This window comes from Streptomyces montanus, from assembly GCF_005786655.1.
In the GTDB taxonomy this organism is placed as follows: Bacteria; Actinomycetota; Actinomycetes; order Streptomycetales; family Streptomycetaceae; genus Streptomyces; species Streptomyces sporangiiformans.
The window spans coordinates 1,321-17,034 of record NZ_VBZC01000034.1 but is presented as its reverse complement, the minus strand read 5'-3'; the positions used below and the strand labels follow the sequence as shown (position 1 = coordinate 17,034).

The window sequence follows — 15,714 nt, the reverse complement described above, 5'->3', positions numbered from 1 at the left end:
CTAAACCGGTATAGGCCCGTAGTAGGCCAGGCTGATACACACTTTTGGCATCGTTGGCGAAATAGGGACTTTACCGGTTCAGTAACGGCTGCCAGAGTGCCGAACCAGCCATCCCACTCGTGCTCATCCGTCCCTGAACGGAGCTGGTGCAATGAACCGCCGCACGACACACCGCACACACCGCACGAAACGCCGCACGACACTCGCCGGAACGCTTCTCGCCACCGTGCTGCTGGCCACGGCCTGCACCGGGAGCGGAGGCTCGTCGAAGGGCGAGGACGCCCAGGCCCCCGACGACCCGAAGAGTGTGTCCGGGACGATCAAGGTCCTGACCCACCGGACCGACCTCGCGCAGGACGGCACGCTGAAGAAGTACGCCGCCGAGTTCAACAAGACCTACCCGAAGGTCAAGGTCGAGTTCGAGGCCCTCACGGACTACGAGGGCGAGGTCAAGATCCGTATGAACACGGAGAACTACGGCGACGTCCTGATGATCCCCGCCGTGATCAAGAAGAACGACTACCCCAAGTTCTTCGCCTCCCTGGGAACGGTGGCCGAGCGCAGCAAGAAGTACCTCTTCACCGACTTCACCATGGTCGACGACAAGGTCTACGGACAGAGCCCGATGGGCGCGGTCCCCGGGTTCCTCTACAACAAGAAGGTCTGGAAGGCGGCCGGGATCACCGACTGGCCCACCACGCCCGCCGAGTTCGTCGACGCGCTCAAGGCCGTCAAGTCCAGGACCGACGCGGTCCCGTACTACACGAACTTCAAGGACATGTGGCCGCTGAGCCAGTGGACGAGCGTCAACGGCTCGGTCGGCTGTGACACACAGGCAACCACGCAGCTCGCGGAGGGCAACCCCTGGGCCAAGGGCGCCGACCTGCGGGTCGGCGACACGCTGCTGTACGACATCGTGCGCGAGGGACTGATCGAGAAGGACCCCACGACCACCAACTGGGAAGCGTCCAAGCCCAAGCTGGCGAAGGGCGACATCGCCACGATGTGGCTCGGTTCCTGGGCGGTCGTCCAGTTCCAGGCTGCGGCGAAGAAGGCCGGCACCAACCCCGACGACATCGGCTTCATGCCCTTCCCGGCCCAGGTGGACGGCACGTTCTGCGCGACCATGTCGCCCGACTACAACCAGGCCGTCAACATCAACTCCGATCACAAGGAGGCGGCCCGCGCCTGGATCGACTGGTTCACCGACAAGTCCGGCTACGCGGAAGCGAACATGGCCCTCTCACCGGTCAAGGGCGCTCCGCTTCCCGAGGTGCTGAAGCCGTACGAGAAAGCGGGCGTGAAGCTCATCGAGCTCGACGACACGCAGGGGGCGACGGTCAAGGAGATCGACAACCAGTCGGAGGTCGGCATCTACAAGCCCGACTACCGCCAGGACCTCGTCGACCTCGCGCGCGGCGCCAAGAAGGGGAGCCTCGACGACTTCCTGGTCGAACTCGGCGAGCGCTGGACCGAGGCGGCCAAGACCGCGGGTTCGTGATGACGGACACGACGACCGAGAAGGTGGCGCGGCCGCACAGGGCCGCGCCGCCCGTCCGCAAGACCCAGGCCCCGCGCCACGTGCGACTGCGGCGCGGCCTCACGCCCTGGCTGTTCCTCGCCGCCCCGCTGATCCTGCTGATCACCTTCACGTACGCGCCCGTCGCCAACATGGTCGCGTACAGCTTCACCGACTGGGACGGCGTCAGCCCCGAACTCAGCTACACGGGCGCCGAGAACTACGCCGAAATCTTCACCAGGGGGGAGCTCTTCCAGGTCTTCTTCGTCAGCGGCTACTACCTCGCCGCCTCGGTGGTCCAGATCGCCGCCGCGCTCTACTTCGCGACGATCCTGAGCTTCAACGTCCGCTTCCGGAACTTCTTCAAGGGCGTGCTCTTCTTCCCGTATCTGATCAACGGGGTCGCGATCGGTTTCGTCTTCCTCTACTTCTTCCAGGACGGCGGAACCCTGGACTCGGTGCTGCGGCTGCTCGGCGTCGAGTCCGACCGGGCGTGGCTGGGCACGTCGACGTCGGCCAACGCCTCCCTGGCAGGCGTCTCCGTCTGGCGTTACATGGGCCTGAACTTCGTCCTCTTCCTGGGCGCGATCCAGTCCATACCGGGGGAGTTGTACGAGGCCGCCGAACTGGACGGGGCCAATCGCTGGCACCGGTTCCGGTACATCATCGCGCCCGGGATCCGGCCCGTACTGAGCCTGAGCGTGATCCTCTCGATCTCCGGGTCGCTCTCCGTCTTCGAGATCCCGTACATCATGACCGGCGGCGCGACCGGCACCGAGACCTTCGTGATCCAGACGGTGAAGCTGGCCTTCCAGTTCAACAAGACGGGGCTCGCCTCGGCGGCCGCGGTCGTACTGCTGCTGATCATCCTGGCGGTGACGTGGGTGCAGCGGCGGCTCGTTCCGGACGACAAGGTGGATCTCGTATGAGCCGTCGAGGTATCGCCCGTGCCCTCACCTACCTGTCACTGGTCGTCGCCAGTGTGGTCGTCCTGCTCCCGCTCGTTGTGGTCCTGCTGACCTCCCTCAAGTCCTCGGAGGAGATGGCGAACGACAGCAGCGCGCTCCAACTGCCCGAGAGCCTGCTCCATTTCGAGAACTATGTGACGGCGTTCCAGGACGGCGAGATGCTGGCAGCGTTCGGGAACACCGCGTTCATCCTGCTCTTCTCCGTCACCGGCACGGTGATCATCGGGTCGATGGCGGCGTACGCCATCGACCGCTTCACCTTCCGGTTCAAGAAGCTCGTCGTCGCGCTGTTCCTCGTCGCGACGCTGGTCCCGGGCGTCACGACCCAGGTGGCGACCTTTCAGATCGTCGACAGCTTCGGCCTGTTCGACACCCGCTGGGCGCCGATCGCGCTCTACATGGGCACGGACATCGTCTCGATCTACATCTTCCTGCAGTTTGTGCGGTCCATCCCGGTGTCCCTGGACGAGTCGGCACGGCTGGACGGCGCAGGCGCCTTCACGATCTACCGAAAGATCATCTTCCCGCTGCTGAAGCCCGCGATCGCGACGGTGGTCATCGTCAAGGGCATCACGGTCTACAACGACTTCTACATACCGTTCCTCTACATGCCGTCCGAGGACCTTGGCGTGATTTCGACGTCGCTGTTCCGCTTCAAGGGACCGTTCGGAGCGCACTGGGAGAACATCTCGGCCGGTGCGGTCCTCGTCATCCTCCCGACGCTGATCGTCTTCCTGTTCCTGCAGCGCTACATCTACAACGGGTTCACTCGGGGGGCGACGAAGTGAGGGCCGTCACCAGGACCGGGGTGACCTGAGCGATCTGCCAGGGCCGCGCCCCGTGTCCGGCGAGCGCGGCCGCGACCGAGTCGGCGTCCGGCACGGCGGGCGGCTCCCAGCACACGCGGCGCACGGTGTCGGGGGTGATCAGGTTCTCCTGTGGCATGTTCAGGGTCTCGGCGAGAGCCGACACCGCCGCGCGCGCGGCGGAGAGCCGGGCCGCGGCGGCCGGGTCCTTCTCGGCCCAGGCGCGCGGTGGCGGGGGACCGGTCACCGGCTGGCCGGGCTGCGGCAGCTCGGAGTCCAGCAGGGCCTTCGCGCGGTCCACGGCGGCCTGCCACTGCTCCAGCTGCCGTCGGCCCATGCGGTGCCCGAAGCCGTTCAGCGCGGTGAGGGCGTGCACATTGGCCGGCAGGGCGAGCGCGGCCTCGACGATCGCCGCGTCGCCGAGCACCTTGCCCGGCGAGACGTCCCGGCGCCGCGCGACCCGGTCCCGGGCCTGCCACAGTTCCCGTACGACGGCCATCTGCCGGCGGCGGCGCACCTTGTGCATGCCCGACGTGCGGCGCCACGGGTCCTTGCGGGGCTCCGGCGGGGGCGCCGAGGCGATCGCGTCGAACTCCTGAATGGCCCACTCCAGCTTGCCCTGACGGTCGAGGTCCTTCTCCAGCGCGTCCCGCAGGTCGACGAGCAGCTCCACGTCGAGCGCGGCATAGCGCAGCCACGGCTCGGGCAGCGGACGCGTCGACCAGTCGACCGCGGAGTGCCCCTTTTCGAGTACGAAGCCCAGGACGCCCTCGACCATCGCGCCGAGGCCGACGCGCGGGAACCCGGCGAGCCGTCCCGCCAGCTCGGTGTCGAAGATGCGGCTGGGGATCATGCCTATCTCGCGGAGACAGGGCAGGTCCTGCGTGGCGGCGTGCAGCACCCACTCCACACCGGAGAGCGCCTCGCCGAGTCCGGACAGATCGGGGCACGCGACGGGATCGATGAGCGCGGTACCCGAGCCCTCGCGGCGCAACTGCACCAGATAGGCCCGCTGGCCGTAGCGGTAACCGGAGGCGCGCTCGGCGTCGACGGCGACGGGGCCGCTCCCGGCGGCGAACGCGGCGATCACCTCGGCGAGCGAGGCGTCGTCGGCGATCACGGGCGGAATTCCGTCGCGGGGCTCGAGCAACGGGATCGGCGCCGTTTCGACGTCGTCCGGAGGAGCGCCTCCGGTGGTTCGCAGTGAGCTGTCTGCTGCGGTCTCTTGGGCGTCGGTCACCTGTCAAGGGTATCCGTACTGGGCGGTCTCCTGACCTGCACTTTCGGACGAAGCTCCGACTGACCTGCGGAAACGGGTTCTAGACACTTGTCATGGTTTCCGGGTGTTTCTCGTCCCCTGTGCCGTGCACGCGCCCGCTGCTCGGTCGCCTTGCGCTCGCCCTGTTCCGGCCTCCGGCTTGGTGCCCAACTCCAGCGCCTGAGCGGCCCGCTGCGGCCCCCGCGGAAACCGACTGCCGGCCGAGGGTGATCGTCGTCACAGCTTGGATGTGAGGATCCGGCCGCGAGCAGTGTGGTCCCGAAGAGGTCCGCGCATGGACAACGCCCGTCGACGGAACGTTCCGTCCACGGGCGTTTGAGGGGTGTGAGCAGGTCAGGTAGCTGAATGGATCCGGATTGTGGTCGGTGAATTGATCCTGGTCGCGGTCAGTGGATAATCCCGGTCCGCAGGGCCACCGCCACCATGCCGGCACGGTCGCCCGTGCCGAGCTTGCGGGCGATGCGGGCCAGGTGGCTTTTGACGGTCAGTGCGGACAGGCCCATCGAGACGCCGATGGCCTTGTTCGACTGGCCCTCCGCCACCAGCCGCAGCACCTCGACCTCACGGCCGGACAGTTCGCGGTAGCCGCCCGGGTGGCTCGGGGCACCCGGGGGGCGGCGGTGCATACGGGCGGCGACCGAGCCGATGGGGGCGGCGCCCGGCCGGGTGGGGAGCCCGATGTTCGTACGGGTGCCGGTGACGACGTAACCCTTCACACCGCCCGCGAGGGCGTTGCGTACGGCGCCGATGTCGTCGGCGGCGGACAGGGCCAGGCCGTTGGGCCAGCCCGCGGCTCGGGTCTCGGAGAGGAGGGTGAGGCCGGAACCATCCGGCAGGTGGACTTCCGCGACACAGATGTCACGGGGGTTGCCGATGCGGGGACGAGCCTCCGCGACGGACGAGGCCTCGATCACGTCGCGTACACCGAGCGCCCACAAGTGGCGGGTGACGGTGGAGCGCACGCGGGGATCGGCCACGACCACCATCGCGGTCGGCTTGTTCGGGCGGTAGGCGACCAGGCTTGCGGGCTGCTCGAGGAGAACGGACACCAGGCCTCCTGGGGTGCGGGACGGGACCGGCCTGGGGGCAAGCCGGAACGAACCGTTGCTTTCAAGGTCACAGAGGTCTTCGGCACCAAACCCGTCCGCCTTTAGAGAATGATCACGATTTGGTGAGTAACAATCCGTGCAATTCGGACGCGCGATCGATCAGTCGAAGATCGAACGAGTTCGCTCCGCTTCGTTATGAGGCTGAAAGTGGCCGTATCGACAAAGAGGTTGGCCCACTCAGGGCGCGGGGGCTCTGCGATTGTCGTACGGCGGAACGCGGGGGTCAGCGAGGGTCAGCGGGGGTCAGCGAGGGTCAGCGGGGCTGGGGGCCGCGGCGCTGGGGGAGTGTCACCACCGACGCGTCGCCCGGCGCGACCGGGGGCAGGCCCGCGATCTGGCACAACAGGTCACACCACGCGGCGAGGTGGGACGCCGCGTCCGGGACACCGCCGAGCCCCTCGCGGGGGGTCCACGACGCGCGGATCTCGATCTGGGAGGTGGACGGGCGTTCCGCGAGGCCGCCGAAGTAGTGGGAGCTCGCGCGGGTGACGGTGCCGCCGGGTTCGCCGTACGACAGGCCGCGGGCCCGGAGCGCGCCGGTCAGCCAGGACCAGCAGACGTCGGGCAGCAGCGGGTCGGCGGCCATCTCCGGCTCCAGTTCCGCGCGGACCAGGGTGACCAGACGAAAGGACCCCTGCCAGGCTTCGTGGCCCGCCGGGTCGTGGAGGAGGATCAGGCGGCCGTCCGCGAGGTCCTCGTCGCCGTCGAGGACCGTGGCCTCCAGCGCGTGCGCGAACGGGGCGAGCCGCTGCGGCGCCCGGGTCGGGTCGAGCTCGATCTCCGGCCGCGGCCGTGCGGCCCTGAGCGCCTCGACGGCCGTACGGAACGGCAGCGGAGCTGCGTCCGTACCATTGCGCTCCCCCTCTCCCGCCTCGTCCATCCCGTCAGCGCCGTCCGACAGTCGTCCTTGAGCCGCAGCCATGCGGGGAAGGTTAAGGGGAACGACGCCTTCGTGCAGGGAGAGACACCCGTGCACCGGGCCACTGTCCGGATCACGCCCCCTCAAACACGCCCCTGCGCTCCTGTGGGACCCAGGCTTCCGGTGTTTCCAGGGCGTGCGAGACTTTTCGACGTGAACGCCAATGACCGCCCCCTGGGCCAGCCGACAGCCACGTACGAATCCGTCTTCATGAAGGCGTGCCGACGTGAGAGCGTGCAGCACACGCCGGTGTGGTTCATGCGGCAGGCCGGGCGTTCCCTGCCCGAGTACCGCAAGGTGCGCGAGGGCATCCCCATGCTCGAGTCGTGTATGCGGCCCGAGTTGGTCGCGGAGATCACGCTGCAGCCGGTGCGCAGGCACAACGTCGACGCGGCGATCTACTTCAGCGACATCGTCGTACCGCTCAAGGCCATCGGCGTCGACCTCGACATCAAGCCGGGCGTCGGCCCGGTGGTCGAGAACCCGATCCGCTCCCGCGCGGACCTCGCGCAGCTGCGCGACCTGACGCCCGAGGACGTCTCGTACGTCACCGAGGCGATCGGACTGCTCACCGCCGAGCTCGGCGAGACCCCGCTCATCGGCTTCGCCGGCGCGCCCTTCACGCTCGCGAGCTATCTCGTGGAGGGCGGTCCCTCACGCAACCACGAGCACACCAAGGCCCTGATGTACGGCGACCCGCAGCTGTGGGCCGACCTGCTCGACCGGCTCGCGGAGATCACGGCGACGTTCCTGAAGGTGCAGATCGAGGCGGGAGCCTCCGCCGTCCAGCTCTTCGACTCCTGGGTCGGCGCCCTCGCGCCCGCCGACTACCGGCGCTCGGTCATGCCCGCCTCCACCAAGGTGTTCCAGGCCGTCGAGGGGTACGGAGTTCCGCGCATCCACTTCGGCGTCGGCACCGGCGAACTGCTCGGCCTGCTGGGAGAGGTGGGCGCGGACGTCGTCGGCGTCGACTGGCGCGTCCCGCTGGACGAGGCCGCCCGGCGTGTCGGCCCGGGCAAGGCGCTCCAGGGCAACCTCGACCCCGCCGTCCTCTTCTCCTCCACCGAGGCCGTCGAGACCAAGACGCAGGAGGTCCTCGACGCCGCCGCGGGCCTGGAGGGCCACATCTTCAACCTCGGCCACGGCGTCCTGCCGAGCACGGACCCGGACGCGCTGACCCGACTCGTGGAGTACGTCCACACGCGGACCGCGCGCTAGGGCCCGTCCGGCGGATCAGGGCCGGAGGTGCCCTAGGTGTGCCGGGAGGCTGGGTGCCGTCGCGAGTCGGGCCGACGTCACGCGATCGGAGCGGCCGGCGCGGTCAGCCTTGAGGCTCCTGCGGTTTGACCTCGGCCTCGCTCAGGCTCTGGTCCTTGAGATCGACTTGATGTTGACCTTCGAAGACATCTCCAGCTGCCCGCGGCGTGGGTTACCTGCTCAGCACGTCGGATCAGGCTCCAGAGCGGCGGCCATGGCCGGGTGATGGTGTCCCGGCGTCTGATCCGTCGAGATCCGCCACTGGCTCCGCGAGCGGGTCGGCGGAGTCGAAGGCAAAGGCCGATGACTGGACGATGGGATGCTCAGCGGGTGGCGTCGCCCTGTGCCCTTTCATTTGGGCGGCTCGCTGACCATGTGTACGGCCTGGGTGTGTATGTCCATGCCGCGCTCTCCTCTGCGTACGCACGAACCCCAGGCACGAAAGGGGGCCGCTCGATGTCCTGCTGAGACATCGGGCGGCCCCTGGTTGCGGTGTCGCATGAGGCTGTCTGAGCAGCCCATCGGCTATACGCCGATCTGCTCGCCCTTGGCCGCCGGAGCGGACGCCTGCTGTGCGGCGGCCGCGGCCCCGTCGCCGCGCATCACCAGGAGGGTGACGAGACCGCCGACGGCGGCGACCGCGGCGGCGCCCAGGAACGCGGCGCTGAAGCCGTCGGTGAGCGCCGGCAGGTTGCCCAGCTGTCCCGCGCCCTGTGAGGTGGCGAGAGCGGTCAGGGCCGCCAGACCGAGGGCCGAGCCGACCTGGTAGGTGGTGTTGACGATGCCGGAGGCCAGGCCCGCCTGCTCCTGCGGGGCACCGGACATGGCGGCCATCATCGCCGGGATGTACGCCAGCGACATGCCGAGCGCCGCGACGAGCGAGGCCGGCAGGACGTCGACGGCGAAGGTGCCGGTCGGTTCGACGGCCGAGAGCCACAGCAGGCCGAGGGCGAGGACCAGCAGGCCGCCGCCGATGAGCGGCTTGGCTCCGAACCTGGCGAGCAGCTTCGCCGTGATCGCCGTCATGAAGATCATCAGCAGGACGGTCATCGGCAGCAGCGCCGCGCCGGAGGCGAAGGCCCCGTAGCCGAGGACCTGCTGCAGGTAGAGGTTGAGGAAGTACCACATCGGAATCCAGGCGGCACCCAGCAGCGTCATCGCCAGGTTGGCCGAACCGAGGCGCGGCACCCGCCAGATGCCGAGCGGCATAAGCGGCTGGCGCACCGATTTCTGGATCACGAAGAACACGACCAGCAGGGCGGCAGCGCCTCCCAGCTGGAGAACGGTGGCGCTCGAGCCCCAACCGACGTGCTCCGCACGGACGATGGCGAACACTGCGAGCGCGAGGCCGGCGGTGACGGAGGCGGCCCCGAGCACGTCCACCGCGCCACGGCGAGACTCGACGGCGGGCAGCAGCTTGGTCGCGGCGAGCGTGGCGACGCCGATCGGGACGTAGATGATGAAGATCCACGGCCAGCTCAGCCACTCGGTGAACACGCCCCCGAGGAAGACGCCGGCGGTGCCGCCCGCGGGGGCCGCCGCGCCGTAGAGCGCCATGGCCTTGCCGAGCTCCTTCGGATCGTGAGCGAAGAGCATCATCAGCAGCGTCATGGCGGCCGGAGCGATGAGGGCGCCGCCGACTCCCTGCACGGCGCGGCCCACGACCTCGACCCAGGCGGTCTGCGCGGCGGCCGCCACGATCGACCCCGCGATCAGGACGACCCAGCCGGCGTTGAACACCTTCCGAGCGCCCAGAAGGTCGGAGAGGCGTCCGCCGAGCAGAAGCAGTCCACCGAAGGCGATGACGTAGGCGTTGAAGACCCACTGTAACTCGCCCTGGGAGAAGCCGAGTTCACGCTGCATTTCGGGGAGCGCGACCCCGATGATGCTCGTGTCCATGATCACCATGAACTGAGCGGCGGCAAGCACGATCAGTGCCCACCAGTGCCGGGGACTGACAGTTGGCATGGTCTTACCCCTTCCTCGACATACCCCTGGGGGGTATCTTTGGGGTGGGACCGTAACATACCCCTGGGGGGTATGCAAGGAGTCGAGTGACCTTCGGTCAGATGGACTACCGGATCCGTGGCGAGCAGCGGGCGCCGTCGCGCGCCATTCGTCGTGAGTCGTATCGCCGATCGCTACGTACTAAGTGTGTACGTAGTAGTCGGCGATCGGAGAGCCGCGACATCGGCTCCCGTAAGGGGTGGCGACGTGACGGGACACCTCCTGGGCTGGACGCTGGTGGTGCTGGGGGCCGGAGTGGCTGTCGGGAACCTCGTCCGGATGGCACTGGTCAGTGGCTGGGCGCGGTACGAAGCGGGGGCCGAGGCGGTGATGGGCGCAGGCATGGCCGTGATGTCCGCGCCTCCGACAGCGGCGCTCTACGGCACTTACGGCGTGTGGTGGGCAGCGGTGTTCGGGCTGCTCTGTCTCGGGGGTGTCGCCCTGTCCTTACGGCAGGTGGCCCTGGGAGGCTTGCGGCACCTGCACCATCGCGTCCACCTCGTGGTCGGCAGCGCCGCCATGGTCCTGATGACCCTGGCCATGCCGGGCGCCCCGTCGGGGCCCGTGCTCGCTCTGGCCGGATCCTCCGGACACGGACATGGAGCCATGTCCGGGATGGAGGGCATGGCCGGGATGGAGGGAATGGGAGGTGCGAGTGCCCACGGCGTGACCGAGGCCGCTACCTCATCGGGTTCCGAGGTCGCCTGGCGCGCGACCTTCTGGGTCCTGGCCGCGTACTTCCTGGTCTTCATGGCTCTGGCCGTACGTGCCCGGATGCGGGGCGCGGACGAGTCGACGCAGTCCTCAGCCGCACTCGGCCGCAGGGCCCGTCACCGTCTGGCACCTCGCACTCCAACGGTGCTCTCCGCGCCGAACGCACGTCTGGCCGGTCATGTCGGCATGGGCGGATCGATGGCGACAATGCTGCTGATGATGACCGCCTGACCGATTTGATCTACTCGTGCGGACCCAACTGCCCGGAGCGGGTCAATCCGTCGGCTCGGGTTCGGGGCGGGTGCGTCACCTGAAGCCGTTTCCCTCGGTTGCCGTGCCGGCGTCCGGCGTGTGCGACGCCGAAGCCGGCCATCTTGCGTTTGACGAAGCGGGAGTTGAGGCTTTCACGGCGGGCGGGCACCCGACGTGCCGCCATCTCGCGGATGCCCTCGGCGCGCGACCACCGCGGCGGCCGAGTCACCTCGACCGCTCTGTGCTCAGCTCTCGAACTCCCTCTGGAGGGCAGGACGCTTTGCTCCAGGGTGATCGCGGTAGGTGGAGAGATACTTGGCGTCCATGCGGTACCGGAGCTTGAGCGGCCACCTGCCTCCCGCCACCGGCTTGCGGTTGCGGACGAAGAGAGTGCGGCCGCCCACGTCCGGCATGGAGAGGGCGGCCATGCGTGCGGCCCTGCGCATGTCCAGCCCCGCAGGGCTGACGCCTCCGAGTGCCGCAGCCGCGTTGCGGCCGGCTGTTTCCGCCTGGAGGCGCGCCATGATCCACGTTTTCGGCAGCTCGAACGCCGTGCCCTGCACACTGCTGAAGTCGCCGGCGGCGAATACGTTGTGAAGCCCCGGTACCGCCAGTGTGGTGTCGACCCGCAGTAGGCCGTGGTCGTCCAGGAGTTCGGTCGGGAGTCCGAGATCCGGGCCGCACAGGGGGCTTGTGACGGATACGAGGTCGGCGCTGACGGTGCTGCCGGCCAGCACGAGCCCACCTTCGTCGATCCGCTCCACGTCAGCGTTCCTCACGACGTGGACGCCGACGGAGTCCGCAACGGACACCAGCCGGTCGGCGGCCTTCGTGCCGAACTGCCGGTCCATGGCGTCACCGTGGTCGACGGCGATCACTGACACGTCTTTCCGTCCTGCTGTCCGCATCGCCCGCGCGACCCAGCCCGCGTACTCCAGCCCCGGGCCGATCCGTTCGCCGGTCAGCAGGAACGCAACGGTTCCCGCCGTCAATGCCTTCAGCCGGTCCAGCAGTTGTTGTGCCTCTGCGGGATCGCACGGGAACAGCGCATGGGCGTCGCTGCCCGGGATGCGCTGCCGGTCCGCCGGGGCGCCGGGAGCGAGGATCAACTGGCCGTACCCCAGTCGTTCACCGGTGGCGGCCAGGACCAGCTCGCCGGCTTCCATGTCGACGGCGCTCACCCCGTCCTGGACGTGCTCGAAGCCGTGGCGGGAGGAGATTCCGGACAGCGGGATCGACAGATCCTTCGCCGGCACGGCCGCTGCTGGGAGGTACACCAGCCACGGCCGGTAGAGGAGGTCCGGTTCCGGACTGATGAGCGCGACGCTTGCGCCCGGGGCATGGCGTCGAACGGCGGCGGCCGCGTCCACGCCCGCCGCACCTCCTCCGACCACAGCGACATCGAACTTCATCGGACCGCATTCCCCTCGGTGACCGTGGTGACAGAGCGTGAAATTGCTTGACAGGTCTAACTACTACGGACCACAGTACATGACGTTGGTATGCCACATACCTACAGTTCATTGGGGGCTTTGTGAACAACGGGGAAGGCCTGGTCGCAGAGGTTTCTGGCCGGGCGGTACGAACAGCCGCGCACCAAGAAGGAGATGGGGGCGGGTCGTTCATCGGAGCGCCGCTCCTGTTACGCACCGACGCTCAGCAGACACAGAAGTTTCGTAGGTTCGCTGCAGAGGTCGCCCGATGTCCGGTGTGCGCATGATCGGGGTGACCACACCCCACTCTCGTGATCGAATAACCGATTCGTGCCTCGGCTGCGAAGGCACCATGAATGTCCTGATCGAGCCGCACACCGTGACGCGTACGGGCCTGCAGCACATGCTCGAAGAGGCATGTCCCGGGCGCGTCGTGGTGGCAGCCGCGGCTCTCGACGACATATCAGTGGAGGAACTGGGCGGGTGCCTGACGCTCCTGCTCTCACCGAGTGCTCTTTCCGGTGCTCTGGACCGCCTGGAGCCCTTATTGGCCCGTCCCTGCACACGATTGGTGCTGCTCGCCGGTGCTCTCGACCGGGACCGGCTGCTTCTCGCCGCCGGACTGCCGGTCGACGCGGTGGTGCGTGAGCAGGATCTGTCCGTGGCATCTCTGGCGGAAATGCTCAGCGCTCTGCATCGCGGCATGGTCTCCGTCTCGCGGAACACCATGCGGGAGTTGCTGGCTCTCGCCGCCGACCCCGTTGGAACAGGAGCGCCCCTGCGGCCACCGCTGAGCGCTCGTGAGCTGGACACGCTCCGGCTGATGTCGACGGGACTGAGTAACCGCCAGATCGCCAAGCGCATGTGTATCACCGTGCACGGGGTGAAACGTCACGTCGCCAACATCCTGGTCAAACTCGGATGTCAGAACAGGACGATGGCGGTCGCACTGGGCCTGCGGCTGGGGCTCGTCGAGCTCGAGACGGCGACAGGATCGTAAGAACAGCTGGGCTCCGTCCCCGTCTGGATCGACGGAGCCCAGCACGCTCGTGACCGGCCGTCATCGCGGGTCGGTTCGAGGGCACAGCACCGCCGCGAGGCGATCGGCGAACCCGCCCGGATCGTCGAGGTGGAAGAAGTGTCCGCCCGGCAGCTCCGTGAGCGTGCAGGCCGCCCTTGTCTCCTGCTCCCACGCCTTCATGTCCGTAGCCGACGCCTCCGGGTCCTCCTGGCCGGCGAACGCGTGCAGCGGGAAGCTGAGAGTCGGTCCTGCGCGGTACTCGTACGTCTCGAAGACGGCGAAGTCCGCGCGCAAGGTCGGCAGCAGAAGTTCCCGCAGGTCACGGTTGCGGGAAACCTCTTCGGGGATCCCGTTCAACGCGGCGGCGCTCTGCCACAGTTCGTCATCGGTCATCAGGCGGCGCTGTGGCAGGGCGGTCCGCTCGGGCGATTGCGGTGCCTGGCAGCCGGAGACCACCAGGGCCTCGCCCCGCAGGCCGAAGCGGGCTTCCAGGACACGGGCCAGCTCGAAGGCGACGAAGCCGCCCATGCTGTGGCCCCACAGGGCGAACCGGCCACGCAGGTGAGGCACCAGGCGGGGCAACACGGCCTGAACCACGCGCGGCACGTCGCCCAGGGCCGGTTCACCGATTCTGGACTCCCTGCCCGGCAGGTTCACCAGACGCAAGGCGATCTGCGGGGCAAGACGCTGGGCGAAGGCCCGGTAGACGCCCGGCCCGGCTCCAGCGTGCGGAACGCACACCAGAGTCAGCGCCTGCCGGGACACGGGCACCTGAGGGTCGAGGAGCCATGGGTCCTCGCCCCCGGTAGGGCCGGGGGCGGTCGGACGTGGCCGGTACATACGTTGTCTCTCTTCCTGCCGTGGTCTCTCCTCCTGCGGGGTGGTCTCCGCGCTGTCACTCGCTCATCGGACCGAGTGCAGTACTTCGAGACCGCCCTGCTCGTACAGGTGGCGCGTCGCCTGCCGTTGCCGCTTGCCCGACGACGTCTTCGGCAGTGTCCCGGGCTTGATGAACAGGACCTCGTGCGGCGCATGCTCGGCCGCGTCGCGCAGGGTGTCCATCACACGACGGCCAACCTGGTCCAGATCGCCTCCGGAGCTGCGTCCCTCGGCCACGACCACCATCCGTTCCCGGCCGGGCAGCGAGAACGCCACGACGTTGCCCGCACGCACTCCCGGAACCCGCTCCGCGACCATTTCGTAGTCCTCGGGGTAGAGGTTGCGCCCGCCCACGATGACCATGTCCTTGATCCGGCCGCAGATGACCAGGTCGCCTCGATCGAGGAAGCCGAGGTCCCCCGTGGCCAGCCAGCCGTCCCGGTGGCAGCCGCCGGAGTCGGCTCGGCCTCCAGCAGTCCAGTAGCCGGACGTCACGCCGGGCCCCTTCACGAGGACTTCGCCGACGGCGCCCTCGGGAAGAGCACGGCCGTCTTCGTCGACGATCCGTACCTCGGTTCCGGGAATCGGCGGCCCGCAGCTCACCAGACGGCGCCCGGGAGCGGCCTGACCACCAGAAGTCCGACCATCGCCGACGGGCTCGACCATGCGTACGGGCGTCGCATGGTCGCTGCCGGAAACCGCCAGCGTCGCTTCGGCCAGGCCGTACATCGGGCACATGGCACTCTCCCCGAACCCGTGACGTCCCAGCACGTCCTGGGTCATGACCAGAGCGTCGGCGTCGATCGCCTCCGCGCCGTTGATCGCGCAGCGCAGACCGCTCAGGTTCAGCGCGGCGGGCCGCAGCGCCTGCACCTTGGCCGCCAGACCGTACGCGAAGTTGGGTGCCGCGGTGACCGTGCCGCCGTAGTCGCTGATCGTCCGCATCCACGAGGCGGGCTGCTGCATGAACGTCTCGGTCGCCATGGCGACGAAGTGCGCGCCGGCGGCGGCCATGCCGGCCAGCGAGACGATCCCCATGTCGTGGTAGAGAGGCAGCCAGCTGACGTAGGTGTCGTCCGGACCGAACCCGGTGCCTTCGCCGGCGGCCGCGATGTTGCCGATCAGCTGGGCATGGGTGATGGGCACGGCGCGGGACAGCGCGGTCGTCCCCGAGGTGAACTGCAGCAGGCCGATGCTGTCCGGAGACGGCATCGGCAGCGAGCGTTCGGGCGCGACGGTGTGCGTACGCAGCCTGCCCAGGCTGACCGTGGGCACGGCGACTCGTCCGGCGAAGAGCTCGGCGCTCTTCTCGGTCGTCACCAGCAGCGCGGGCGCCGCCGCCTTGATCCTCCGCTGCACCTCCTCCACGAACGCCTCGGCATCGGCCCGCGTGGGACGCGGCAGGACCACGGGCGCCGCGCCGAGCCGCCAGACGCCGAAGAGCGTGATCAGGAGGTCCTTGGTCGTGGGCGACAGCAGGCAGACGCGGTCCCCCGCGGAGACTCCGTGGGCGCGCAGCGCGCGGGCAGCCTGCTCGGCCAGTCCCGCGAG

13 protein-coding genes are annotated in these 15,714 nt (G+C 68.7%); 6 read left to right on the top strand and 7 right to left on the bottom strand.

All coding sequences use genetic code 11. The features are described from left to right. Positions 1-151 precede the first annotated feature (151 nt). The 3 genes from FE633_RS27790 to FE633_RS27780 are packed head-to-tail and all read left to right on the top strand — an operon-like array spanning position 152 to position 3,275. The gene (locus FE633_RS27790) at positions 152-1,501 is read left to right on the top strand and encodes an ABC transporter substrate-binding protein (RefSeq protein WP_138047933.1); all 1,350 of its coding nucleotides are present in this window, start codon (positions 152-154) and stop codon (positions 1,499-1,501) included. Next, the gene (locus FE633_RS27785) at positions 1,501-2,448 is read left to right on the top strand and encodes a carbohydrate ABC transporter permease (RefSeq protein WP_138047932.1); all 948 of its coding nucleotides are present in this window, start codon (positions 1,501-1,503) and stop codon (positions 2,446-2,448) included. Before FE633_RS27790 ends, FE633_RS27785 begins: the two co-directional genes overlap by 1 nt. Beyond that, positions 2,445-3,275: a carbohydrate ABC transporter permease gene (locus tag FE633_RS27780; RefSeq protein WP_119099030.1), complete on the top strand. Its 831-nt coding sequence runs from the start codon at positions 2,445-2,447 to the stop codon at positions 3,273-3,275. The genes FE633_RS27785 and FE633_RS27780 overlap by 4 nt, the downstream gene beginning before the upstream one ends. Here the strand turns inward: FE633_RS27780 and FE633_RS27775 are convergent. The 3 genes from FE633_RS27775 to FE633_RS27765 all read right to left on the bottom strand — a co-directional run bounded on the left by FE633_RS27775 (position 3,253) and on the right by FE633_RS27765 (position 6,603). Beyond that, positions 3,253-4,533 carry an HRDC domain-containing protein gene (locus FE633_RS27775; protein ID WP_138047931.1) on the bottom strand — a complete coding sequence of 427 codons (1,281 nt, stop codon included), beginning with the start codon at positions 4,531-4,533 and terminating at the stop codon, positions 3,253-3,255. The two genes, FE633_RS27780 and FE633_RS27775, sit on opposite strands and share 23 nt — an antisense overlap. A gap of 425 nt (positions 4,534-4,958) precedes the next feature. Further along, a complete protein-coding gene (locus FE633_RS27770) occupies positions 4,959-5,621 on the bottom strand; it encodes a helix-turn-helix transcriptional regulator (RefSeq protein ID WP_119099034.1) in 663 nt (220 codons plus the stop codon). Between the two features lie 313 nt (positions 5,622-5,934). Beyond that, a complete protein-coding gene (locus FE633_RS27765; protein ID WP_138047930.1) occupies positions 5,935-6,603 on the bottom strand; it encodes a DUF3000 domain-containing protein in 669 nt (222 codons plus the stop codon). A gap of 150 nt (positions 6,604-6,753) precedes the next feature. Here FE633_RS27765 and hemE point away from each other — a divergent pair, with 150 nt between their 5' ends. Further along, positions 6,754-7,818, top strand: coding sequence for a uroporphyrinogen decarboxylase (gene hemE, locus FE633_RS27760; protein WP_138047929.1), 1,065 nt, complete (start codon positions 6,754-6,756; stop codon positions 7,816-7,818). A 564-nt stretch (positions 7,819-8,382) separates the two neighbouring features. On the opposite strand, the gene FE633_RS27755 is transcribed toward hemE, so the two are convergent. Then, positions 8,383-9,825: an MFS transporter gene (locus tag FE633_RS27755; protein ID WP_138047928.1), complete on the bottom strand. Its 1,443-nt coding sequence runs from the start codon at positions 9,823-9,825 to the stop codon at positions 8,383-8,385. A gap of 246 nt (positions 9,826-10,071) precedes the next feature. Here FE633_RS27755 and FE633_RS27750 point away from each other — a divergent pair, with 246 nt between their 5' ends. Continuing rightward, complete coding sequence (locus FE633_RS27750; RefSeq protein WP_138047927.1) at positions 10,072-10,809, top strand: DUF5134 domain-containing protein; 738 nt, start codon at positions 10,072-10,074, stop codon at positions 10,807-10,809. A gap of 266 nt (positions 10,810-11,075) precedes the next feature. Here the strand turns inward: FE633_RS27750 and FE633_RS27745 are convergent, their stop codons facing one another. Next, the gene (locus FE633_RS27745) at positions 11,076-12,242 is read right to left on the bottom strand and encodes an NAD(P)/FAD-dependent oxidoreductase (protein ID WP_138047926.1); all 1,167 of its coding nucleotides are present in this window, start codon (positions 12,240-12,242) and stop codon (positions 11,076-11,078) included. A gap of 373 nt (positions 12,243-12,615) precedes the next feature. On the opposite strand from FE633_RS27745, the gene FE633_RS27740 reads away from it, so the two are divergent. After that, positions 12,616-13,263 (top strand): response regulator transcription factor, encoded by a 648-nt coding sequence (locus tag FE633_RS27740; protein ID WP_171060145.1) that lies wholly within the window; start codon positions 12,616-12,618, stop codon positions 13,261-13,263. A 60-nt stretch (positions 13,264-13,323) separates the two neighbouring features. Here the strand turns inward: FE633_RS27740 and FE633_RS27735 are convergent, their stop codons facing one another. Both FE633_RS27735 and FE633_RS27730 read right to left on the bottom strand, forming a co-directional pair. After that, positions 13,324-14,124 (bottom strand): thioesterase II family protein, encoded by an 801-nt coding sequence (locus FE633_RS27735; RefSeq protein WP_138047924.1) that lies wholly within the window; start codon positions 14,122-14,124, stop codon positions 13,324-13,326. A gap of 63 nt (positions 14,125-14,187) precedes the next feature. Then, positions 14,188-15,714, bottom strand: a 1,527-nt coding sequence (locus FE633_RS27730; RefSeq protein WP_212747287.1) for an AMP-binding protein, incomplete at its 5' end; no start/stop codon positions are given.

What these genes read in the sequence shown, in the direction of transcription:
- FE633_RS27765 (WP_138047930.1), bottom strand. Translation starts at nt 6,603, where the DNA reads ATGGCTGCGGCTCAAGGACGACTGTCGGACGGCGCTGACGGGATGGAC.
- FE633_RS27735 (WP_138047924.1), bottom strand. Translation starts at nt 14,124, where the DNA reads ATGTACCGGCCACGTCCGACCGCCCCCGGCCCTACCGGGGGCGAGGAC.
- FE633_RS27780 (WP_119099030.1), top strand. Translation starts at nt 2,445, where the DNA reads ATGAGCCGTCGAGGTATCGCCCGTGCCCTCACCTACCTGTCACTGGTC.
- FE633_RS27740 (WP_171060145.1), top strand. Translation starts at nt 12,616, where the DNA reads ATGAATGTCCTGATCGAGCCGCACACCGTGACGCGTACGGGCCTGCAG.
- FE633_RS27790 (WP_138047933.1), top strand. Translation starts at nt 152, where the DNA reads ATGAACCGCCGCACGACACACCGCACACACCGCACGAAACGCCGCACG.
- FE633_RS27745 (WP_138047926.1), bottom strand. Translation starts at nt 12,242, where the DNA reads ATGAAGTTCGATGTCGCTGTGGTCGGAGGAGGTGCGGCGGGCGTGGAC.
- FE633_RS27755 (WP_138047928.1), bottom strand. Translation starts at nt 9,825, where the DNA reads ATGCCAACTGTCAGTCCCCGGCACTGGTGGGCACTGATCGTGCTTGCC.
- FE633_RS27785 (WP_138047932.1), top strand. Translation starts at nt 1,501, where the DNA reads ATGACGGACACGACGACCGAGAAGGTGGCGCGGCCGCACAGGGCCGCG.